General features: G+C 45.5%; 17 protein-coding genes, 5 tRNA genes, 2 rRNA genes and 1 other annotated feature. Of the genes, 19 read left to right on the forward strand and 5 right to left on the reverse strand.

All coding sequences use genetic code 11. The features are described from left to right. From BM056_RS16385 to BM056_RS16455, 15 genes are all read left to right on the forward strand, one after another. Window positions 1–125: ribosomal RNA gene (locus BM056_RS16385) — 23S ribosomal RNA — on the forward strand; the annotation flags it as partial. Window positions 126–211: 86 nt separating this feature from the next. Continuing rightward, window positions 212–325 (forward strand): 5S ribosomal RNA (gene rrf / locus BM056_RS16390). A 131-nt stretch (window positions 326–456) separates the two neighbouring features. After that, window positions 457–2,031 (forward strand): phosphoglycerate dehydrogenase, encoded by a 1,575-nt coding sequence (gene serA / locus BM056_RS16395; RefSeq protein WP_092472505.1) that lies wholly within the window; start codon window positions 457–459, stop codon window positions 2,029–2,031. 110 nt (window positions 2,032–2,141) lie between these two features. After that, the gene (gene pdxS / locus BM056_RS16400) at window positions 2,142–3,026 is read left to right on the forward strand and encodes a pyridoxal 5'-phosphate synthase lyase subunit PdxS (protein ID WP_092472714.1); all 885 of its coding nucleotides are present in this window, start codon (window positions 2,142–2,144) and stop codon (window positions 3,024–3,026) included. 22 nt (window positions 3,027–3,048) lie between these two features. Next, window positions 3,049–3,627: a pyridoxal 5'-phosphate synthase glutaminase subunit PdxT gene (gene pdxT, locus BM056_RS16405; RefSeq protein WP_092472506.1), complete on the forward strand. Its 579-nt coding sequence runs from the start codon at window positions 3,049–3,051 to the stop codon at window positions 3,625–3,627. Between the two features lie 60 nt (window positions 3,628–3,687). Continuing rightward, window positions 3,688–3,917: a binding site (T-box leader), on the forward strand. 67 nt (window positions 3,918–3,984) lie between these two features. Further along, window positions 3,985–5,136 carry a pyridoxal-phosphate-dependent aminotransferase family protein gene (locus BM056_RS16410; protein ID WP_092472507.1) on the forward strand — a complete coding sequence of 384 codons (1,152 nt, stop codon included), beginning with the start codon at window positions 3,985–3,987 and terminating at the stop codon, window positions 5,134–5,136. 5 nt (window positions 5,137–5,141) lie between these two features. Next, window positions 5,142–6,725: a phosphoglycerate dehydrogenase gene (serA, locus tag BM056_RS16415; RefSeq protein ID WP_092472716.1), complete on the forward strand. Its 1,584-nt coding sequence runs from the start codon at window positions 5,142–5,144 to the stop codon at window positions 6,723–6,725. 121 nt (window positions 6,726–6,846) lie between these two features. Continuing rightward, on the forward strand, window positions 6,847–8,115 hold the full coding sequence (gene serS, locus BM056_RS16420) for a serine--tRNA ligase (RefSeq protein WP_092472508.1): 1,269 nt from the start codon (window positions 6,847–6,849) through the stop codon (window positions 8,113–8,115). 83 nt (window positions 8,116–8,198) lie between these two features. Beyond that, window positions 8,199–8,288 (forward strand) — tRNA-Ser (locus BM056_RS16425). A gap of 12 nt (window positions 8,289–8,300) precedes the next feature. Then, window positions 8,301–8,395, forward strand: a tRNA-Ser gene (locus BM056_RS16430). A gap of 143 nt (window positions 8,396–8,538) precedes the next feature. Next, window positions 8,539–8,615, forward strand: a tRNA-Arg gene (locus tag BM056_RS16435). A gap of 48 nt (window positions 8,616–8,663) precedes the next feature. Continuing rightward, window positions 8,664–8,739, forward strand: a tRNA-Arg gene (locus tag BM056_RS16440). A 469-nt stretch (window positions 8,740–9,208) separates the two neighbouring features. Beyond that, entirely contained in the window at window positions 9,209–9,718 is a 510-nt protein-coding gene (locus BM056_RS16445) for a hypothetical protein (RefSeq protein WP_092472509.1), read from the forward strand. 133 nt (window positions 9,719–9,851) lie between these two features. Further along, the gene (gene tadA / locus BM056_RS16450; protein ID WP_207648208.1) at window positions 9,852–10,316 is read left to right on the forward strand and encodes a tRNA adenosine(34) deaminase TadA; all 465 of its coding nucleotides are present in this window, start codon (window positions 9,852–9,854) and stop codon (window positions 10,314–10,316) included. Window positions 10,317–10,337: 21 nt separating this feature from the next. Further along, a tRNA-Ser gene (locus tag BM056_RS16455) sits at window positions 10,338–10,431 on the forward strand. A 215-nt stretch (window positions 10,432–10,646) separates the two neighbouring features. Here the strand turns inward: BM056_RS16455 and BM056_RS16460 are convergent. Together BM056_RS16460 and BM056_RS16465 are read right to left on the reverse strand one after the other, a co-directional pair. Next, window positions 10,647–11,882 carry a sensor histidine kinase gene (locus BM056_RS16460; protein WP_092472510.1) on the reverse strand — a complete coding sequence of 412 codons (1,236 nt, stop codon included), beginning with the start codon at window positions 11,880–11,882 and terminating at the stop codon, window positions 10,647–10,649. Between the two features lie 2 nt (window positions 11,883–11,884). Continuing rightward, on the reverse strand, window positions 11,885–12,556 hold the full coding sequence (locus tag BM056_RS16465) for a response regulator transcription factor (protein WP_092472511.1): 672 nt from the start codon (window positions 12,554–12,556) through the stop codon (window positions 11,885–11,887). Window positions 12,557–12,725: 169 nt separating this feature from the next. Here BM056_RS16465 and BM056_RS16470 point away from each other — a divergent pair, with 169 nt between their 5' ends. Genes BM056_RS16470 through BM056_RS16480 form a run of 3 tightly spaced genes read left to right on the forward strand, consistent with a single transcriptional unit; the run spans window position 12,726 to window position 16,103 of the window. Further along, the gene (locus tag BM056_RS16470; RefSeq protein WP_092472512.1) at window positions 12,726–13,451 is read left to right on the forward strand and encodes a polyphosphate polymerase domain-containing protein; all 726 of its coding nucleotides are present in this window, start codon (window positions 12,726–12,728) and stop codon (window positions 13,449–13,451) included. Then, window positions 13,444–14,121 carry a DUF4956 domain-containing protein gene (locus BM056_RS16475; protein ID WP_092472513.1) on the forward strand — a complete coding sequence of 226 codons (678 nt, stop codon included), beginning with the start codon at window positions 13,444–13,446 and terminating at the stop codon, window positions 14,119–14,121. Before BM056_RS16470 ends, BM056_RS16475 begins: the two co-directional genes overlap by 8 nt. Window positions 14,122–14,135: 14 nt before the next feature. Then, window positions 14,136–16,103 (forward strand): carbohydrate-binding domain-containing protein, encoded by a 1,968-nt coding sequence (locus BM056_RS16480; protein WP_092472514.1) that lies wholly within the window; start codon window positions 14,136–14,138, stop codon window positions 16,101–16,103. 214 nt (window positions 16,104–16,317) lie between these two features. Here BM056_RS16480 and BM056_RS16485 read toward each other — a convergent pair whose 3' ends face one another. Further along, a complete protein-coding gene (locus tag BM056_RS16485) occupies window positions 16,318–17,163 on the reverse strand; it encodes a 5'-methylthioadenosine/S-adenosylhomocysteine nucleosidase (protein ID WP_207648209.1) in 846 nt (281 codons plus the stop codon). Between the two features lie 347 nt (window positions 17,164–17,510). On the opposite strand from BM056_RS16485, the gene BM056_RS16490 reads away from it, so the two are divergent. Next, the gene (locus BM056_RS16490; RefSeq protein WP_092472515.1) at window positions 17,511–19,436 is read left to right on the forward strand and encodes a sigma 54-interacting transcriptional regulator; all 1,926 of its coding nucleotides are present in this window, start codon (window positions 17,511–17,513) and stop codon (window positions 19,434–19,436) included. A gap of 84 nt (window positions 19,437–19,520) precedes the next feature. On the opposite strand, the gene yyaC is transcribed toward BM056_RS16490, so the two are convergent. Then, the gene (gene yyaC / locus BM056_RS16495; protein ID WP_165613568.1) at window positions 19,521–20,072 is read right to left on the reverse strand and encodes a spore protease YyaC; all 552 of its coding nucleotides are present in this window, start codon (window positions 20,070–20,072) and stop codon (window positions 19,521–19,523) included. A 150-nt stretch (window positions 20,073–20,222) separates the two neighbouring features. Further along, complete coding sequence (locus BM056_RS16500) at window positions 20,223–22,496, reverse strand: Orn/Lys/Arg family decarboxylase (protein ID WP_092472517.1); 2,274 nt, start codon at window positions 22,494–22,496, stop codon at window positions 20,223–20,225. Window positions 22,497–22,555: the final 59 nt, after the last annotated feature.

The raw sequence follows: 22,555 nt of genomic DNA on the forward strand, positions 1-22,555 counted from the left end.
AGATAAGGTTTCCCATGGAGTTAATCCAGTAAGACCCCTGGCAGACTACCAGGTAGATAGGCCGGGCGTGTAAGCACAGCAATGTGTTTAGCGGACCGGTACTAATAGGTCGAGGGCTTGACCTTAAAAAAGGCGACAGGTAGACTACCTAATGCTTTAAAATCGCTGTGCATTTTTGAAGGAACACCTTAAAAAGTGTATATATAAGTTTTCCGGTGACCATACCGAAGAGGATACACCCGTTCCCATCCCGAACACGGAAGTTAAGCTCTTCAGGGCCGATGGTACTTGGGCTTGTCCCTGGGAGAGTAGGTCGTTGCCGGACTTGATTTTAAAGAGCTCTTGGAGTTATATCCAAGGGCTCTTATTTTAGAGTATTATTTTGTAGATAAAGCAGGAAAATAAAAATAATGGCGGAAAGAATTAAAAAAAAGCTATATAAAGAAAGGAAAATATATGAAGGTACTAGTACTTGACGGGGTAGCCCGTGAAGGGCTTCAAAAATTGGAAAACGAGCCAGGTATCGTTTTAGATATAACAAAAACAGTGCCTGAAGACCAATTAATAGCTATTATCAGTGAATACGATGCTGTTATTGTTCGCAGTGCTACTAAAATTAATAAAAAGGTAATGAGTTATGCTCACAAGCTTAAAGTTATTGGGCGGGCCGGAGTTGGTGTTGACAATATCGACCTCGATGAGGCTACCAGACAGGGTATTCTTGTAGTTAACGCCCCGGGTGGCAATACCATTTCAGCTACGGAGTACACTATAGCTATGATGCTGGCGTTAGCCAGAAATATTCCCCAGGCCAATACCAAGCTTAAAAATGGGGAATGGGATAAAAAAGCGTTTATGGGCACTGAACTTTGCACCAAAACTTTAGGCATCATTGGGCTAGGAAGAATTGGTTCGGCCATTGCCAAAAGAGCACAGGCTATGGAAATGCAGGTTGTGGCTTATGATCCCTATATTGCGGAAAAAAGCGTTATATCAACGGACATTGAACTGGTGGACCTGGATGAACTTTTAGAAAGATCCGACTTTATAACCATACATACTCCAAAGACCAAAAGTACCAGACATTTGCTGAATACAGAGGCTTTTTCTAAAATGAAGGACGGGGTAAGAATTATTAATTGTGCCCGTGGTGGTATCGTAGATGAAACGGCCTTATATGATGCGTTGCGATCCGGAAAGGCTGCCGGGGCAGCATTAGATGTGTTTGAAGAGGAGCCGCTAACTAATAGCCCGCTTTTTGAACTAAATAACGTGGTTGTTTCACCGCATATTGGTGCTTCAACCAGGGAGGCTCAGATTAAAGTTGCAGCGGATGTTGCTAATGAAATACTGGCGACCCTTAAGGGCAAATTGGTAAAAAATACAGTTAATGTTCCAGTTATAAAACATGATTTGATACCTGAATTAAAGCCCTATTTAAAACTGGTTGAAAGAATGGGCACATTTCAATCTCAAATGGTAACAGCCAGAGTAAAAAAAATACAGATCCGTTACAGCGGTGACTTTTTTAAACAAACTGATACATTGACAGCGGCATTGGTAAAAGGTTTTTTAGACCCAATTTTGCAAGAGAATGTTAATTATATTAATGCTATTGTTTTAGCTAAGGAAAGAGGTATTGTAATTGAACAAACCTCGGTTTCGATGGAAGAAGGATATTCAAATTTAATAACAGTAAGGGTTTTTGAAGACGGCTGTGAAAGTTCTGTGTCCGGCAGTTTATTCCAAGGGAAACCTCGTATTGTTGGAGTTAACGGCTACCGTATTGACTCCGTTCCGGAAGGACATCTACTAATTATTCCCCATGTTGATAAACCGGGCATGATAGGACTTGTGGGAACGGTTTTGGGAGAGAATAACATTAACATATCGGGGATGCAAAACAGCAGGAAAGAAGCCGGGGCGACATCGATGATGGTAATATCTGTTGACCTGGCAGTGCCGGATGAAGTGCTGGCCCAAATTAAACAAGCCGAGGCCATATTGGATGTAAAAATGATTAATTTTTAAATTACGGGACAGCAAGCCCTTAAGGAAAACTCACTTGTTTTTAAAATGGGAATACTGTAAAATATTTTAGTGATTGATTTGAATGGAGGAGAATCATTATGTCTGAAAACGTGGCTGAAAAAGGGACCTGGACGGTTAAGAAAGGCTTGGCCGAAATGCTTAAAGGCGGGGTTATTATGGATGTAACAACTCCGGAGCAGGCTAAAATAGCAGAAGATGCAGGAGCGTGTGCAGTAATGGCGCTTGAAAGAGTGCCTGCAGATATCCGTGCCGCCGGCGGTGTTGCCCGCATGGCCGATCCAACCGTGATATTAAGGATTATGGAAGCAGTTACTATACCTGTGATGGCCAAGGCCCGCATCGGTCACTTTGTCGAGGCCCAAATCCTTGAAGCACTTGGTGTTGATTATATAGATGAGAGTGAAGTTCTTACTCCGGCTGATGAGCAACATCATATCAATAAATATGAGTTTAAAGTGCCCTTTGTATGTGGCGCCCGTAACCTTGGTGAAGCGCTTCGCCGTATAGCTGAAGGTGCGGCCATGATTAGGACAAAGGGTGAGCCGGGAACCGGCAATGTGGTGGAAGCAGTACGCCATATGCGCATGGTTATGGGTGAAATACGCAGGGTGCAAAATATGCCTAAAGAAGAGCTGATGAGTTTAGCCAAGGAATTAGGTGCCCCTTATCATCTTTTACTGGATGTTGCCGAAACCGGTAAATTACCTGTTGTTAATTTTGCCGCCGGTGGTATTGCGACGCCTGCTGATGCAGCTTTAATGATGCAGCTTGGCTGTGATGGTATATTTGTGGGTTCGGGTATATTTAAATCTAATGATCCACAGTCAAGGGCTAAAGCAATTGTTGCCGCAACAACTCATTATCAGGATCCGCAAGTGTTGGCTGAAATTTCCAGAGATTTGGGTGAGGCTATGCCCGGCCTGGAAATATCGTCAATACAACCGGAACAGCGTATGCAGGACAGAGGCTGGTAAAGCTGGTAAAAGGGGTATAAAAATGTTAATTGGTGTATTGGCCTTACAGGGTGCTTTTAGAGAACACCAGTGGTCGCTTGAAAAATGCGGAGCCAGCACACGGCAAATAAGAAAGCCGGGTGAATTGGACGGTATTGATGCCCTGGTTATTCCCGGTGGCGAAAGTACTACTATGGGCAAATTACTAAATGATTTCGATTTGATGGAACCGATAAAAAAAATAGCCGGGCAGGGATTACCTGTCTTTGGAACCTGTGCCGGGTTAATCATGCTGGCCAAAAGAATCAGAGAATCACAGCAGCCGACTCTGGCTTTGATGGATATTGAGGTTGAGCGGAATGCCTTTGGCCGTCAGGTGGAAAGTTTTGAATCTAATCTGGATATTTTTGCCTTAGGTGAAAAACTTTATAATGCAGTTTTTATTAGGGCTCCTTATATAACTGAGGTTGCTGCCGGAGTTGAAGTGCTGGCTCATTATGGTGAAAAGATTGTCTGTGCCAGGCAGGGTAGGTTTTTGGCGGCAGCGTTTCACCCTGAGTTAACTGATGATTTAAGACTGCATAAGTACTTCGTGGAAGAAGTTGCTAATTTATCGAGTTAAAAAAACTGTTGCAAAAAAAAGACGGTTGTAGTAATATTTATTAGTAAATTATCATATGTTACAAACCCGATGCAGGGGTAAAGTAACCAATAAAACAATCAGCAGAGAGCCGGTGGAGGGTGAAAACCGGCGGTTGTTTTGGGTGAAAGGCTCCCCGAAGGGGGTCCGCTGAAAGAAACAGTAGGCGGGCACGGATGTCAGATCCGTTATTTGAATGAAGAGGACTCGTTCTTATTATATTGCGGGTCAATTTGGGTGGTACCGCGGGAGAAATACCTCTCGTCCCTGTGTTGATAGGGATGAGAGGTTTATTTTTTTATTAAATTTGGGTTAAATCATAGTAATGGAGGAGTAAAGATGCAAGATAAACGTTATCTCATGATTCCGGGACCAACTCCCGTGCCGCCGAAGGTTGTGGCGGCCATGACAACGCCGATGTTTGGACACAGAACCCAGGAGTTTCAGAATTTACACAAAGATATTGTCACCAAGCTGCAAAAGGTGTTTCAAACCAAAAATGATATTTTTGTTTTAACCAGTTCCGGTACCGGTGGCATGGAAACAGCTGTAGCAAATACAGTCAGCCCCGGGGATAAGGTTCTGACCCTGGTGGGAGGTAAGTTTGGCGAGCGCTGGTCGGAACTGGCCAAAGCATACGGTGCCGAATTAATAGAGGAAAACTTTGAGTGGGGAACACCCGTTAACCCGCAGATAGTTAAAGACAGGCTGGCGGCAAATCCGGATATCAAGGTTGTTTTTGCCACTCAGAACGAAACATCCACCGGTGTAACTAATGATATTGAAAGTATCGGTAAAATAGTGGCTGATACACCGGCCTTATTAGTTGTAGATGGGGTCAGCGGTGTGGGGGGCATTGAAATTAAAGTGGATGAATGGCATGTCGATATCCTTACCACCGGTTCACAGAAGTCGCTGATGCTGCCACCGGGTCTTGCTGTCCAGAGTGTTAGCGACAAGGCCTGGCAGGTAATTGAAAACAACAAGTCGCCTCGTTATTATTTTGATTTGGTAAAAGCCAGGAAATCTCTGGGTAAATGGAATACTGCCTATACACCTGCGGTGTCCTTGTTTGTGGGGCTGAACACTTCATTGGATATGATGCTTGAAGAAGGGCTGGATAATGTATATGCCCGCCATAAGCTTTTGAGAGACGCTGCCCGTGCCGCGATCAAGGCGCTTGGCCTTAAATTGATGACTGATGACAATTGCGCCTCTCCTGTTATTACTTCCGTTTGCGCGCCGGAAGGTATTGGGGCCGATGATATTCGTAAAGTGCTGACCAATGAATTCGGCATTACTTTTGCCGGCGGCCAGGCCCAGTTAAAAAATAAAATTTTTCGGGTGGCCCACATGGGTTTTGCCGATAAAATGGATGTGCTGATTGCTATAAGCGGATTAGAAATGGCATTGACCCGGGTTGGTTACCCGGTGGAACTGGGTGCCGGTGTTAAGGCGGCCCAGCAAGTATTCCTGGGGGTGCAAAAATAATGGCCATGTATAAAGTTTTAGTAATGGACGGCGTTTCTGAAAAGGGACTGGAACCCCTGCGGAACGAGTCCGAAATAGAGGTAATAATTGGCAATAAGATGACTGAGGATGAGCTTGTTGCCGTTATAGGTGAATACGATGCCATGGTAGTGCGCAGCGCCACTAAGGTTACACCCCGGGTGTTTGACCATGCGTCCAGGCTCAAGGTAGTCGGCCGGGCGGGTGTTGGTGTGGATAATATCGACCTTAATGCGGCCACTCAACACGGTGTACTGGTGGTCAACGCACCTGATGGAAATACCATAGCCGCTACGGAGCATACCATAGCCATGATGCTGGCACTGGCTAGGAACATCCCTCAGGCTGTAGCCAAAATGAAAAATGGCGTTTGGGATAAAAAAGCATTTCTGGGCGTTGAACTGAGGGGAAAAACCCTGGGCATTATCGGCTTGGGTAGGATAGGCTCGGCGGTGGCGAGAAGGGCCCAGGCTCTGGAGATGGATATTGTTGCTTATGACCCCTATATTACAGAGGAAAAAGCGGAATCTATGGGCATTAAACTGGCTACCCTGGAGGAATTGTTTCCGGTAGCGGACTTTATAACCGTACACATGCCCAAAACCAAAGAAACGTATCATATGCTGGATGAGCGGGCTTTTGCCATGATGAAGGAAGGCGTAAGGGTAATCAACTGCGCCCGGGGCGGTATTATCGAAGAGGAAGCACTTTATAAGTATATGAAAGAGGGTAAAGTGGCTGGTGCGGCCCTGGACGTTTTTGAAAAAGAACCCAATACAGATAGCCCGCTGCTTGAACTTAATAATTTTATCGCTACCCCGCACCTGGGAGCATCCACCGCTGAGGCTCAGTTAAACGTAGCCGTTGACGTGGCGGAGGAAATCGTTGAAGCTCTACAGGGTAAGGTGGTGCGTAATACCGTCAATATCCCGTCAATTAGTCCGGAAGTGATGGTAAAGGTTAAACCTTACTTAAAACTGGCTGAAAAGCTGGGTAAATTCCAGGCCCAACTGGTTGAGGGCAGGGTAACCAAATTGGAGATTACCTTTAGTGGTGATTTGGCCGGGGAAGAGGTTAAGCCAATTACTACGGCTCTGGTTAAAGGTTTTTTGGACCCCATCCTACAGGAGACGGTTAACTTTATCAATGCTACACTGCTGGCTAAAAACAGGGGCATTTCCATTGCCCAGACTGTCAACGGCAGGGCCAACGGCTATGCCAGCCTGATCACCTTAAAGGTTATATCGGATAAGGGAGAAAAGACGGTATCAGGCACATTATTCAGGGATAACGATCCCAGAATAGTTATGATTGACGGGTACAGGATTGATGCAGTGCCTGAGGGGTACATGCTTTATGTTCCTCATATTGATAAACCGAGGATTATCGGCCCGGTTGGCATGTTGTTTGGTGAGCATAATATCAATATTGCCGGCATGCAGGTGGGCCGTAAGGAGGTAGGCGGCAAAGCTATCATGATGCTGTCGGTGGATGCTCCGGTGTCCGAAGAAACCCTGAAAGCAATTGCGGAAATCGACGGGGTACAGGAGGTTAAGTTTGTAAGTCTCTAGTTTTACTTGATTGCATAAATATGGTACAATTATGTCGGCGCAAGCCGGCATTTTTGTTTTTATGTTCATTTATTGGCAATAATTATACTAAATTTTAATTTTTTTGCCGGGGGTATTAGGCATGCTAGATTTAAAATTTGTCCGTAACAATCCGGATGTTGTCAAAGAGGCGTTGAAAAAAAGAAACGCCAATGTATCTTTGGACCCTTTTCTTGAGCTTGATGAGCAGTGGCGACAAAAGCTTGCCGAGGCTGAAAAATTGAAGAACAAGCGTAACGTGGTGTCAGAGGAAATAGGGCGTTTGAAAAAAGCCGGCCAGCTGGCGGAGGATTTAGTGCTGGAAATGCGCGACGTATCTGCCGCCATTAAGGAAATGGATGAAGCAATCCGTTCACTGGAACAAAAAATTCAATTAACCTTGCTGGGAATTCCTAATATACCGGACCAGAGCGTACCCGTAGGTCTGGACGAAAACGACAACATTGAAGTACGTCGCTGGGGTGAGCCCAGGCAATTTGGTTTTGAACCCAAACCCCACTGGGAAATTGGTGAGGCACTGGATATTTTTGATTTCGAGCGCGGCGGCAAGGTTACCGGGGCCAGGTTTACTTTTTACAAGGGCGCCGGGGCGGCGCTGGAACGTGCCGTGATCAACTTTATGCTGGATACCCACACCAGGGAGCATGGTTATGTGGAGTTGTTCCCGCCGTTCATGGTGAACAGCAACAGTATGACTGGAACAGGCCAGTTGCCTAAATTTGCAGAAGACATGTTTAAGATCGAAAACACGGATTATTACCTTATTCCCACGGCTGAAGTGCCGGTAACCAATTTTTATAATGGTGAAATCCTGAAGGGGGAAAAACTGCCCATTTACCACTGTGCTTACAGTGCTTGTTTCCGTGCCGAGGCGGGTGCGGCAGGACGTGATACCCGCGGGTTGATTCGGCAGCACCAGTTTAACAAAGTTGAACTGGTTAAATTTACCCGGCCTGAGGAATCATACCAAGAATTGGAAAAGTTGACCGCCAACGCGGAAAAAATACTGCAGCTGCTGGGACTGCCCTACCGGGTAGTAACACTCAGCACCGGCGACCTGGGCTTTAGCTCGGCTAAGACGTATGATCTAGAAGTGTGGCTGCCAAGCTATAATGCTTACAAGGAGATTTCTTCGTGCAGTAATTTTGTTGACTTCCAGGCCAGACGTGCCAATATAAGGTTCCGTGAAGGCAAGGGTAAGCCCCGGTTTGTTCATACCTTAAACGGCTCGGGTCTGGCCGTGGGCCGTACTGTGGCTGCAATTCTGGAAAATTGCCAGACGGAAAACGGAACGGTTAAAATACCCGGACCTCTCCAGCCGTATATGGGTGGAAAAACAGAAATAAATTAACATGCTTTTGGCGGAAAGGGTTTATTGACATGCCTTTTCCGCTATGCTATACTTTTAATTGTCTCTGGTTAAGGGATTTAGCTGGAGGGGTGTCCGAGCGGTTTAAGGAGGCGGTCTTGAAAACCGTTGAACCTTTACGGGTTCCGTGGGTTCGAATCCCACCTCCTCCGCCACTGATTTGTTACGGAGAGATGGCCGAGTAGGTCGAAGGCGGTCGCCTGCTAAGCGATTATACGGGCTAAAACTCGTATCAAGGGTTCGAATCCCTTTCTCTCCGCCAAATAAGAAAGCCACGGAGCAATAACCGTGGCTTTCTTAACGAAGCTCATACTATGTTCGGCAATAAACGCTCCATAAATTGGTGTATTGACTTTAAAGAGTGTTTTTGTTACAATAAACCTTGCAGCGTTAATGAACAGCTATGTGCCTGTGGCTCAATTGGATAGAGCATCTGACTACGGATCAGAAGGTTGGGGGTTCGAGTCCCTCCAGGCACGCCAAAAAAAATGCAGCGACACATTTAAAAACCGTGTCGCTGCATTATATATGCGCCCGTAGCTCAGAGGATAGAGCAGCGGTTTCCTAAACCGCGTGTCGGAGGTTCGAGTCCTTTCGGGCGCACCAGAAAAACGAAGCCCCGCATTGCTTTTGCGGGGCTTTATATTTTTTTCCAAGTAGATCTTTTATCTCGTTAACCGCCGCTAAAACTCCCGCCTCTACAGGCGGGAGTTAAGCGGCGATAAACTCGAAATAAGTGCGACTAAGGTTCAGGTGGGGTCAAAACCCCACCTGAACCAAGTCTTCTTTATGCTTTTTTAGGCATGATATGCTGGGGTGTAATTAGATTTCATATGCCCGGCCACAAAGGGAGAGTGAGTGATAACAGCTTATTATCTGTAAGGGTAAGGTAAATATCCTATTAGAAAATAAGGATAAAGAGCTAAAAGTTTCTAAGAAAAAATATGGCTAAGATAAAAATATTTTGTCGAGATGGCTGGGATTGTTTTAAAAAAGCAGGAAAAAATGATGAGTGAAGAGAAATGGTTTTTTTAAATAGAATGATGAGATATCGGTGCATATAGGTGGGAAGGGTATGGAAACAGCATTAATTACTGCCACAATAGGAATAGTGTGTATAACAGCTTTTATATTTTTTTCAATTAGCGAAAAACAAAAGAAGAAATCAGTATTAATTGGCTTGGTTACTAAATCGCTTTTGGAATTAAACCAGAATAAAGAGGTTTTGAAAGTAATTTTAACGGTTTTAAAACCTAAAGAGGTATCTACTGCTCCGAAACCGTTTATAGAAAACCAAGTTGAAAGAAAGCCCTTGCCAATTGCGTTGGAACCGCCAATCTTTAAGCATGAAGAAACTGAGCAATTGAAAGCAAACAATGAGTTTTTAATTTTTGCTGATATTAATCTAAGTGTTGAACTTAACAATGCTATTTTGAGAGTGAAATACCTTAATCAGTTATTTCCCGAGCTAAACAATGTAACTGCTTTATCTACAGATGATTTCAAGACAACATATCATACTCATGAAATGATTGAAAAATTAGTCAAGGAATTAGAAATTACGCTCAAAAAGCTTAAACAATAGGTATATACTGACAATATTTTTTGTGTGACATTTTAGGTTCAATTAGGTTATTTTAGCCAATAATAATAAACAGGTTGTCAAGTGTAGATACAATGTGTTATACTGAGCTTTGCGGTAAGGGGGAACAGTTCCGGTGAATCATACCGGATATATGAAGGAGGCCATTGCTGAGGCCGAAAAGGCATATACCATTGGCGAAGTGCCCATAGGGGCGGTGGTGGTGCTTAATGATCAAATCATTGGACGGGGCCACAACCTTAGAGAAACGTTAAAGGACAGCACTGCTCATGCTGAAATAGTTGCCATGCGGGAAGCGGCTCAGCAAATTGGGGATTGGCGTTTGGACGGTTCGACAGTGTACTGTACCGTTGAACCATGTCCCATGTGTGCCGGGGCAATGATTCAGTTTAGGGTCAAGACACTGATTTACGGTACGCAGGATCTAAAGGCAGGGGCTGTTGATTCAATAATTGATGTGCTGCGTGAACCAAGATTTAACCACCAGGTTGCGGTGGTTTCGGGCGTGCTGGAAGAAGAATGCCGGGAAATTATTCAACGCTTTTTTCGGGAGCTGCGGGATAAAAAGAAAGGTAATTGAGCCGCTGAACTTAATAAAATCGGAGAGATGGCCGAGATGGTCGAAGGCGCTCGACTCGAAATCGAGTAGACCGTTAGTAGCGGTCTCCAGGGTTCGAATCCCTGTCTCTCCGCCAAATATCATATAAACCAAGGAGTTATCGTCGTTTTGGCACGATAACTCCTTGAATATTTTTGTACCAAAAGCGGGCTGCAGTCTATGGCTTAGCCGACGGAGCCAGCAATTGGCCCCACGAAAGTCGAAAATTATTGAAATTGCTGAGAACTAGTTGTAACCCTCTTGGCTGTTGAGTTTCTGAAAGATCCCCGAGTCAATTTTGTAAGGCTTTAATTATAACTCGGAAAATTTCACTGTAAAAGTCGTTCCTTGATCTTCTGTGCTTTCTGCAGTGATTTTGGCATGGTGATTTTCTACGATTCTTTTTGCAATTGCCAGACCCAAACCGTAGCCGCCCTGCTCACGCGCCCTTGACTTATCCGCACGATAGAAACGTTCAAAAACATGAGGCAAATCTATCGCTGGGATAGGGGTACCAGTATTGTTTACTTTTAGGCACACCTTTTTTTGCTCCCGTACCAGTTTTACCGTAATGATACCTTTTTCACCGGCGTATTTACAGGCGTTATCCAGCAGAATTGTTATCAACTGTTTGAGTTGGCTCCCGTTACCTGTCACGGTAATATCCGGTTCGATGTCGGCGTTGATGGTAACACCCTGCTCGAATGCCACTGGTTCAAAGGGCAGTAGACAACTCCATATCGTATCACTAAAATTAAATTCAGAATGCACCAGGGGAACACTGGAGGCGTCGGATTTGGCTAAAAACAACAGATCATCCACCAGCTTTTTCATTCGAATGGCTTCCACCCGAGTGTTTTCCACCCATTTGAATTGCCGCGCGATGGTATCTTGCCGGTGAGCCAGCAGGATACCGATATTGGCCAGAATCACTGTCAGGGGCATTTTTAGTTCATGGGAAGCATCTGCCACAAACTGTCGCTGCTGATCCCAGGCCTTTTCCGCCGGGCGCAGTGCCCAACGGGCTAGGTACAGGCTGATGAAAAAGAAGGCTATCAGGGCGCCTGCACCTACCACCAAGGATATGAGGAAAAGGCTTTGCATATAGTTAATTTCATTACTTCTATCAGCAAATGCAATTTTTGTCCCATCTGGGATGTCTCTACGGAGAAAACGTAAATTCAGGTCCTTGAGAATACCTTCAGGGTACTCGGAAGCCAGAGCTTTTTCTACAGCCTTTACCAGAACATCATCGGATACGGAGACATTTTGCTGTGTTGTGTGAACAATGTTATTTTTTTCATCAAGCACGACAGTGAAAACCGGCGTAATCGGAAATGGCTTTTGCCCAGGTGACAATCTGCCTATTTCCCGTTTTGGCGGTGGCGTATCCATTCTTTGTTCCATCGCCCGGTATAAGGCTTCGTGGCTTTCTGACTGCAGCCGCTGATAGTTTGACATAAAGATGGTGGCAAAGACGATCAGCAGCACCAGACTGACCAGCGCCATATTGATAAGGATGAATTTTCTTTGCAGCTTTTTGATCATAGCTAATCCGCCTCAAGCCGGTAGCCTACTTTGCGAATGGTGCCGATACTCACTTTGGAGCCGAGAAAAAAGAATTTTTTACGCAGAAAAGAGATATAAGCTTCCACATTGTTATCCTCCGCGTGGGATTCCACACCCCAAACCTTAGTGAGCAAATCTTCTTTTGGAACCACCATTTTCGGGTTTGTCATTAATATCTTCAGCACTTCAAACTCTTTAAAGCCCAGATGCAGTGATTTTTCTCCCCGGTATAAATCATATGTGGACAGGTTCAGCCTCAGATCCGCAAAGGTCAATTCCTCCAGTAGCACTTCTCCCTGTCTTCTGGAAAGGGCTCGGATGCGGGCCAGCAGCTCCTCCGGCGCAAAGGGTTTCGTCATATAATCGTCAGCGCCGCAGTCCAGCCCCGTGACCTTGTCGGTGATTTCGTCTTTTGCGGTCAGCAATAGCACCGGAGTGGCGTTCTTTTGCTTTCTTAACTTCCGCACCACCTCGAAGCCGCTGCGCTTTGGCAGCATCACATCCAGCACAATTACATCATATTGTCCGTTTAGTGCGTAAGCCAAGCCGTCTTCACCGTTATGAACAATATCCGTCGCGTACTTCTGTTCAGCTAAAATCTGTCCCAGAGCATCTGCCAGCCGCACTTCATCTTCCACTATTAACACACGCATAGATATCCCCGCCTTGTCGATTTTTATTATAAATGCGGTATATTTTCATTGCAATTATTTTAATGAAGGAAGCTGAAATTAGTCTGAAACCACTTTTTCAGACTAATTTCAGTTTAAAGCTGTAAGATAAGGGCCATCAGGATAATTACACCGATTGGAGGTATCAGATATGGCACAATATCAAAAAGTATTTAAACGGTATGAGAAAAAGTATCTGATGGATGAACAGCAGTATCAAGCATTAAAAAAATTTTTGCAAGGCAGGATGACTGTAAATCAGTTTGGGAGCAATACCATCTGCAATATTTACTTCGATACCCCGGATTACCGGCTGATCCGGGCATCAATAGAAAAGCCGGTCTACAAAGAAAAACTCCGGCTGCGCAGCTACGGCGTGCCCAAGAAAGAAGACACCGTATTTGTGGAATTAAAAAAGAAATACAAAGGCATCGTTTACAAACGGCGGGTGCCGATGACACTGCAGGAAACCGAGCAGTATCTGCTGCGGGGAAAACAACCGAACAAATCTGGTCAAATTTTAAAGGAAATTGGCTGGTTTTTAGATTTTTACCAACCTATTATCCCCAAGGTATATATTGCTTATGATCGTATTGCAATGTGTAGCAGCGAAAATACAGAACTGCGCATTACCTTCGATACTAACATTCGCTGGCGGGAGAGTATTTTGGATCTTGCCAGGGGAGTATGGGGGAACACGTTGCTGGAAGAAGGACAGCACCTGATGGAGATAAAAATTCTGGGGTCCATGCCTATCTGGCTAAGCAAGGGTCTAACAGAAATTGGGATATTTCCTGCGTCCTATTCCAAATACGGAAACTGCTATAAAAATTATCTGATTTATTCTGCTGAGAAAAGAGGAATTCAAAGTGCTTGAAAATATTTTGTCCACCAACTTAGCCAGCTCCATCACATTACAGGGTCTGCTGATTTGTACGCTGGCCTCTCTGGTACTTGGCGTTGGAATAGCCTGTATTTATATGTACCGCAGCATTTATACCAAAAACTTTGTGGTGACGCTGGCGCTGCTGCCGGCCATGGTACAACTTGTTATTATGCTGGTTAACGGCAACATCGGTACCGGTGTTGCTGTGATGGGTGCCTTTAGTTTGGTACGGTTCCGCTCGGTACCCGGCAGCGCCCGGGAGATCAGCAGTATTTTCCTGGCGATGGCTGTGGGTCTTGCCACCGGCATGGGTTATCTGGGTATTGCTGTGCTGTTCCTGGTTATCATCGGCTCTATGACAGTTTTGCTAACCTGCACCAGCTTTGGTGAGCAGAAGAAAACAGAAAAGGAACTGAAAATTACCATTCCGGAGAGCCTGGACTATTTCGACATTTTCAGTGACTTGTTTCAAAAGTACACCAAGAGCGCCGAATTGGTCAAAGTAAAGACCACCAATATGGGAAGTCTTTATCAATTACAATATCACATTGTATTGGCCAATCAGTCTAGGGAAAAGGAATTTATTGATGAAATTCGCTGCCGTAACGGCAATTTAAATATCACCTGTGGGCGGGTGCCCACCAGTAAGGTGGAATTATAAGGAGGAAAATGATTATGCGCTTTAGATCCGGCAAATTTATCCCGTTGATGCTGACTACCACTATGTTGATCACCTCGCTGCTTACCGGTTGCCAGACGACCAGTTCGTCAGCTGCTTTATCCACCGGCACAACTACTGCTGCTAAGGTGGCCCTCGTCGACCCCGGCTACAGTGACCGCGACCTGGCAGGAACCTGGGATGCGGAGGCTGCCACTAAAATTTCCCTAAATGGCTCGTCTATGGCTGTCTCCGGTTCGGGAGCAACCGCTTCAGGCGGCACGCTGACTATCACCGCCGCCGGCGTTTATGTGTTGTCCGGTACGTTGACGCACGGACAAATTGTTGTGGATGCCGCTGACTCCGATAAAGTACAGCTTGTGCTGGATGGCGTGTCCATTACCTGCCCGGACAGTGCCCCCGTCTATGTTAAGCAAGCCGACAAGGTCTTTCTGACACTGGCCGGCGGCAGTAAAAACACAGTGACTGACGGCGCGGCCTATACCATACCTGATGGCGAGGATGAGCCTAATGCGGCGATTTTTAGTAAGAGCGACCTGACCATCAACGGTGCCGGTGCGCTGACCGTCACCGCCAACTATAACAACGGCATTGCCTCTAAGGATGATCTGGTTATCACCGATGGTACCATTACAGTTACCGCGGTCAATGACGGTCTGCGTGGTCGCGATTCGGTCGCTATCCATGACGGCGCCTTTGTAATTAACGCGGCCCAGGGAGACGGCATCCAGTCCAACAATGACGAGGACACTGAAAAGGGCTGGGTCTCCATTGACGGTGGCACATTTGATATTACCTCGGGTAATGACGGCATCCAGGCTGAAACGGTACTCCAAATCACTGACGGTGAAGTGACCACCAAAACAGGGGGCGGCAGTGCCAACGCCAGTACCGATAGCAAGGGCAATGAGCGGCCGGGCCGGGGTGGATGGGATAATCAAACTGCTCCTGCCGCTGCAGAGGACAGTGCAGATAGCTCAGACAGTACCGCTAGTGCTAAAGGTGTTAAAGCCGGAACCGCTGTCTATGTAACCGGCGGAAATATCAATATTGATTCCTCGGACGATTCGGTACATTCCAGTGGAGACGTTATCATTAGTGCGGGCACAGTGACCCTGGCATCCGGTGATGACGGTATCCATGCCGATTCCTCTTTGGTGGTGGACGGTGGCGCCATTGACATCTCGCAGAGCTATGAAGGTCTGGAGGGGACCAACATCACGGTAAACGGCGGCAACATCCATATAACCGCCAAGGATGATGGCATCAACGCTGCGGGCGGCAATGATGGTTCTGCTCCAGGCGGCAGACCCGGAGAGAACAACGACACTGTAGAAAACGGCTCTGATGGCGACAGCACCTTTATCCGCATCACCGGCGGCTATGTAGTTGTTAATGCAAATGGAGACGGCATCGATGCCAACGGCTCGTTGTATGTGGACGGCGGTATGGTGCTGGTTAATGGTCCCACCAACAATGGCAACGGCTCGTTGGACTATGACGGTGTCGCAGAGATTACTGGGGGAACTATAGTGGCAGCAGGCAGCTCCGGTATGGCCCAGAACTTTTCCGACTCTTCCAGCCAGAACTCATTACTGGTAGCTTATTCCTCTGGTCAAAAAGCCGGTACTCTGGTGACCCTGCTGGATGAGAGCGGCAAAACTATCTTGAGCTTTGCTCCTGCCAAGGACTATCAGTCAATCGTCATCAGCACACTAAAACTGGAGCAGGGCAAGACCTACACCCTTTACTCCGGCGGCAACGCAGGCGGGAAAAATACTGATGGGCTATACACGGACGGAAGTTATTCCGCCGGCACTGAGGTTGTGAGCGTCACCCTTTCCGGAGCTGCCACCAGTATTTCAGACACTGGCGCCCAGATCACCACAATGGGCGGGCCCGGCAGGGGCGGCCCAAAGGGAGGACCAATGCCGGCCCACAACCAAGGCATTGGCGGTAGTTAGTAGCGGTCTCCAGGGTTCGAATCCCACTCTCTCCGCCAGATATAATGAAAGACAAGGGCTTCTCACGAGTTACGGTGGGAGGCCCTTGTTATTTTTACAGTAGGTTCTGGGGTCAAGCCGACGGGGGAGCCGACGCCGGTCGCTATTTAGCCGCCGGAATAGGTGAAAATCGTTGCAAATAGATTAAAATAGGAAAGCATTGTCCCGGACATGATTAATTAAGGTACGTTTGGTCCAATGCTTTAACGACTTCTAATACATATTCTTGGCAGTATGTACCGGCTTTAGGATCCCAATCTTCACCCTGAGGCTCGCTGTTTGACAAGATTCGGATGCCCAGGAACGGTACATTGTACGCAGCAGCTACCTGGGCAGCAGAAGCAGTTTCCATTTCTTCCACTGAAGTGCTAAAATTCTCGTGTACCCAGGCAATGCGGTCTAATTCCCTATTCCACTCATCAGCCGTACCGATTACACCGGTTACTACGTTGCCTTGTTTGTAACTGTCAATTACAGACTGTGCAACTTTAATCAGCTCCGGGTCTCCTGCAAAACCGTTAAAATATTCGCTCTTACCACCTACACGCAAAGATACATCTTCAGGAATCCAGGCCTCAGGATTGATCCCCGCACCTAAGTCTGCATGTTCTGATTTGAATTTTCCAAAGTTAATGGATTTTTGACCTAAAACTATGTCAAAGCGGTGTAATTCAGGGTCGTGACCACCAGAGGTTCCCTGATTTATAATCGCCTTAGGGTTGAATTTTTCAATCGCTAATAAAGTAGCTGCTGCGGCGTTGGTTACCCCTACCTCCGTTCTGGAGATAACAACAGGCTGCTTATCTATGGTTCCTTGCCAGAAAGTCCAACCGCCATAGGTTATTTCTTTTGGGTTTTTCAAAGCGGCTACCATGTCTTGCATTTCAATGTCCATGGCACCTTGTATAACAATTGGTTGGGAATGAACGACCGGTGTTTCTTGGGCTATTGCCGAATTCGTAAAAATAGTTGTCAGCATTAAAATTATAAACAATACCGCTAAAGATTTTTTGTTGAACAATACGCAACCTCTCCTTTAAGCTTTAATATCATTGGGACTTTTTTCTTTTCGACAACATTATGGGTTATCCTTTAAATATGGATTAATTTTTATAGCTTGAAGAATGCTGTAGATTAAAGACCGCATATTAACAGCCTGCCTGCGGGTGGAAATACATTAGTGCTAATGGGTGTGAATAAAGCCATTCTAGCAGATTTTTCTGTTATTGTTTAAATACTTTGGCAATGATAAACTAAACAGCAAGTATGTTTTGAAAATATAAAAAAGTAAATTGAATTTAAACTTTCCAATGTTTTGAAGGCATTATTACCCTATTTTGGTTGTGATAGAGGGGGTATCTTGTTAACATGGAAAACATTAAAATAGGGGTTGTCTCCACATACCCGGAGATGACTGCGCTGGTGAAGGAAATTGCCGGTGAGATGAAGCTCGATTTGGAGGTAAGAGAAGGGGTACTGGAAGAAGGGGTATCGCTTGCTTATCAGTTGGAACATGAGGGAGTAGACGTAATTATCAGCCGCGGGGTAACCGGTAAAAAAATAAAGAAAGCTGTTGCCCTTCCCGTTGTGCTAATTGAAATAACCTCCTTTGATATATTAAAAGCCCTGCATACAGCAAGGGGCATGGGGCGTAAAATTGCTTTTCTGGGTCATAAGACTAAAGATTTTAGCTCGGAATTTCAGACTATCATTGACATATTGGGTATAGAAGTTGAATGCTACCCGTACACCAATATCTATGAGATGGATGAACAGGTGGCCAGAATTATCAGATCGGACTGGGAAGTTATTGTAAGTACGGGTTTGTGTGTTTATCAAATGGCGAAAAGTTCAGGTGCCAATGCCGTGCTGGTGCAATCGGGGAATGATGCCATTTATGGTTCCATCAAACAGGCCGTGGAATTGGTACAGGGGATCCGCAGAGACCAGGATCGCTTTAATAAATATAAGGCTGTATTGGAATCATCTAATGATGGGATCCTGACGACCGATGAGCACCAACGGATTACTTTTATGAATAAAGCAGCGGAAAATCTTTTGGGAATGGAAGCTCGCACCCTGGTGGGGCGGCATATTGATAACGTACGGGAATCCGCTGTTTTAGGAGCTTTAATTAATGCTGGCGGAGTAGGCACGGAAACTTTTAAAGAGGTGGGGCGCAAGCAATTCTGGATAAACACCATGCCCATCCTTTTGGGTCATAAAAGAAACGGTATTGTTACCATGTTCCAGAGTGTGGACAGAATTCAGGTATTGGAGCAAAACCTGCGGCGCCAGCTGTTTAAAAAAGGTCTTTTCGCCAAGCATACCTTTAACGATCTTATTGGCGGCAGCGATTTGCTTTTGGACACTATCGCCAGGGCTAAGAAATATGCCGCAGCGGGTGCTACTGTGTTGATTTGCGGTGAAAGCGGCACGGGAAAGGAATTATTTGCCCAGAGTATTCATCATGAAAGCAAAAGGTGTGAAGGCCCTTTTGTGGCCATTAATTGTGCCGCCTTACCCGAAAACTTACTGGAAAGCGAATTATTTGGCTATGAGGAAGGTGCTTTCACGGGAGCGAAAAAAGGCGGCAAGACCGGGTTATTTGAAATGGCTCATGGGGGGACTATTTTCCTGGATGAGATTGGTGAAATGACTTTGCCCGTCCAGGCCCGCCTGTTGCGAGTTTTGCAGGAACGGGAGATTATGAGGCTGGGCAGCGACAGGGTGCTGCCCGTGGACGTTAGGATAATTGCGGCCACCAATCATGAACTGACTTTGGCTGTTAAAGAGGGCAATTTCCGCAGCGACCTGTTCCACCGCCTTGAAGTACTCAACCTGGATATCCCGCCTTTGTACCAAAGAAAAGAGGATATAGAACTGCTGGCTGAATTTTTTGTAAAGAAATTTAGTTTCGAAGAGAAAAAAAGTGTACCACCTTTAACCAGAGCGGCTATAGAGAAACTGCAAATGTACGATTGGCCCGGAAACGTTAGAGAATTGCAGAACATAATACAAAAGTACGTTCTTTTAATTGAAGAGAAGCAAAATGTGGAGGAATTAATTACCCTGCTGATTAATGAAAAAATTAGAAAATCATTTACGGTTCCCACGGGAGATGAAAATAGAATAAGTGTAAAAATTGGCAAAATGGAAAACATGGAACGGGAGATTTTAGAATACTTTCTTTCTACCGGCGCCAGCATCAAGGAAATTTCTCAGATTACCGGCACAAGTCGCACTACTTTATGGAGAAAACTAAAAGATCTGGATGGAACGATGTTTGGATAAATATAAAACTGCCTGTTGAGACTGGTAAGGGTCAATGTGCTCCACAAACAAGAGGCATTGCCGGCAATTGTGTTGCTGTTGGATTCAACGGTTGGCCGCATAAAGTTCTTTTTTTCTTTTGTAAGTTAAAACACAAATAGCTCTTGTCAAAAGGTTAGAGGCCAGCCACACCTTATTCAGGCTGGTGCAGCCCAGCACCAGGAAGTTCGCTATACTGTTAGCCGCTACATTGAAAACTACTGAGGCATCTCCCACAGGTGCTAAATTTCTTCGAAATGCCGCGCCGGGCCGGATGGGCTCCTTGGCAAAAAACAAGTTGCCGATGTCCTTATAATGTCCCATGGTTGCGTCAATAGCCACTACGTAATCTTTATTGTTGAGCAGCTTTATTTTTTCCTCCAGGTTTTTAGCATGTACCGTGTCGTCTAAAGATCCAATTACATTAGAGATCCCGGTTCTTTTTAAAAGCGTACCGGTAAGCGGTCCAAAACTATCACCGGTGCTCAAATCCGAACCAATACATAAATATAGTATATCTCTTCCAGGAGGCGGCAGAATTGCTTCCAGGGAAACGATAGCTTTACTAAGAGAAAATTTATCGTTGTAATGTACTGATCTGTGCAACTCTTTTTTCACTATAATTCTCCGCTTACTTACCTTTGATCCGAATATTAACACGCCAGGTTTTAAAATTGTATTAGCCGCGAGTATGAAATAAGAATTAAATTTAAAAATAAGGTAAAGGTATGAGTTTTTAAAAAGTGTGTAACAGCTTTCGACAGGGTTTTATAACGGTGGTTTTGGGGGTGCAATACAATAGGTGGTATATTCTCCGCCGTTTATATTAACCCCGTGCAGTTCATTTTCAAACCCGGGAAAGTGTTTGTTAAAATCCTCGTAAAATTGCAGGTATTTTACCAGCAGCGGGTTAAACTTTTCTCCCGGCATTATTACCGGTATCCCGGGCGGGTATGGCACCACCATGACGGCAGCGGTCTTATTGGCCAGTTCAGTAATTTTTATAGGCTTTACATTGGCGGCCAGCAGTTCCCGGTACGCGCCGGCCGGTGTCAGGCACTGCTCCGGCAAATAGGCATAAACGGATTTAAACAGCTTATCATATTTTATGGCATTTAAAAATGAATGCATTTCCTGGCAGAGGGCGCGGATGGTCATGCCGCTGGGATAAAGGCCGGCCAGTTCGGGAAAAACCTCCCCTAAAGGTGGATTAGTATCGTAGACTTTTTTTAATGCAAACAGCTCGGCCAGCAGTGTGCCTGATTTTCCATTGGTTATCCCTATGGAAAACAAAATCAGGAATGAGTAAAAGCCGGTTTTTTCGGTAACGATTCCCCGGCCATTTAAAAATTTAGTAACTATGGGAGCGGGCAGCCCACGTCCGGCTGTTTGGTCCGATTCTTCCAGACCCGGAGTGAGAACGGTTACTTTTATGGGATCCAGCATGGCATAGTTGTCGGCAATCTTTTCAAAGCCGTGCCAGTTGTCATCAGGTCTTAGTACCCAGCATGCCGGATCTGTACTTAAAACATAATCATCAACCTGATCATAATCCTGCCCCCCGATAGCGGACGGCTGCCATACTTTGAACCACCACTTGCCATATAAGTTCAAGTCTTTGCCTATTTGAGCCATTTTTTTGCGAAAAATATTAGCTTCCTCTATAGCGGACTGGGTCATTAACCTGCCGAAGCTGCCTTCCATCATTTGGGCTGCTATGTCCAGTGAGGCGATAATTCCATATTGGGGCGAAGTTGAGGCATTCATCATATAGGCTTCGTTAAACCTGTCACGGGAAAAATCGCCCGTTTGATCCATGATGTGGATCATGGACGCCTGCGAAAAAGCAGCCAGCAGTTTATGCGTTGATTGGGTGGCAAAAATCAATTTATAAGCCGGGTCTTTTTGCCGGCAGCAAGTGGCATACCTGTCGGTATAAATGGGATTGAACCTGGCGTAAGCGTACCAGGCTTCGTCAAAAAGTATATTTTCAGTCAGGCCGGTTCCGTTTTGCTGCAGTTTCTCTTTAATCATGCCCACGTGATAACAAATCCCGTCGTAGGTGGAATTGGTAATGACGGTTAGTTTAACTTGGCCGGGCCGGCCCTTGAGCAAGGGGCAGTCCTTTATCTTTTTGTTGATAGATCCCGCGCTTAATTCATCGGCGAGAACAGGCCCGATAATTCCGTAATTATTCCTGTAGGAACGCAGATATATAGGGATTGCCCCGGTAATGATGATTGCCTGCATCACAGACTTGTGGCAATTCCTGTCTACCAGTACGATATCACCTGGTTTTACCGTTGCCTGCAATACTGTTCGATTGGATGTGGATGTGCCGTTGGTTACAAAATAGGTTATATCGGCGCCGAATATTTGGGCCGCATTGACTTCCGCTTCATGTATGGCCCTGGAATGGTCAAGCAGTGACCCCAATTCAGGCACGGACACTGAAACGTCTGCGCGAAAAGCGTTTTCCCCAAAAAAACTATGAAAAATTCTGCCTGCCGGTGATTTTAAAAACGCTATACCCCCCATATGTCCGGGCGTGTGCCAGGCATACTTGTATTCTCTGGTGTATTTCAATAAAGCCCTGAAAAACGGCGGCAAAAGGCCATCCAGATATTTTTTAACTGCGTTTTCTATCCTGCCGGCAATAAAATCGGGAGTATCCTCGGTTTTCCAGATGTAGCCGTTGATTCTTTTAATAGTATCTATCGGTATGTTTTTTATGTCCAATTTATCGGTCATTAAAAAAATAGGAAGGGCTTCATTTCTTTCTCTGAACTGATTGATTAATTTGCCCAGTTGAGACATTGACCTATAAGCGCTGACCTTATTCCAACCCAGCAAAATGCAGCTGATTTCTGAATCGGCGGATAGGGCAAGACGGTGATCAAAAATATCCATTTCCAGTTCGATGACTGCCAGGCCCTTATTGATCAAGCTGTTAATAATTTTTCTTAAAGCCATTCCTTCGATGTTGCCCGTTTTAAGCTGATTATCTATGACCAGTACCGGGAAATTTTTATATAAATCCATGCTTATCACCCCAATTAGTAGTTTAGTTGGTTAGTAGTTAGTTGGTAAGCAGTCAGAAG

Origin of the sequence: Desulfotruncus arcticus DSM 17038 (genome assembly GCF_900113335.1) — a bacterium.
Taxonomy (GTDB): Bacteria; Bacillota; Desulfotomaculia; order Desulfotomaculales; family Desulfallaceae; genus Desulfotruncus; species Desulfotruncus arcticus.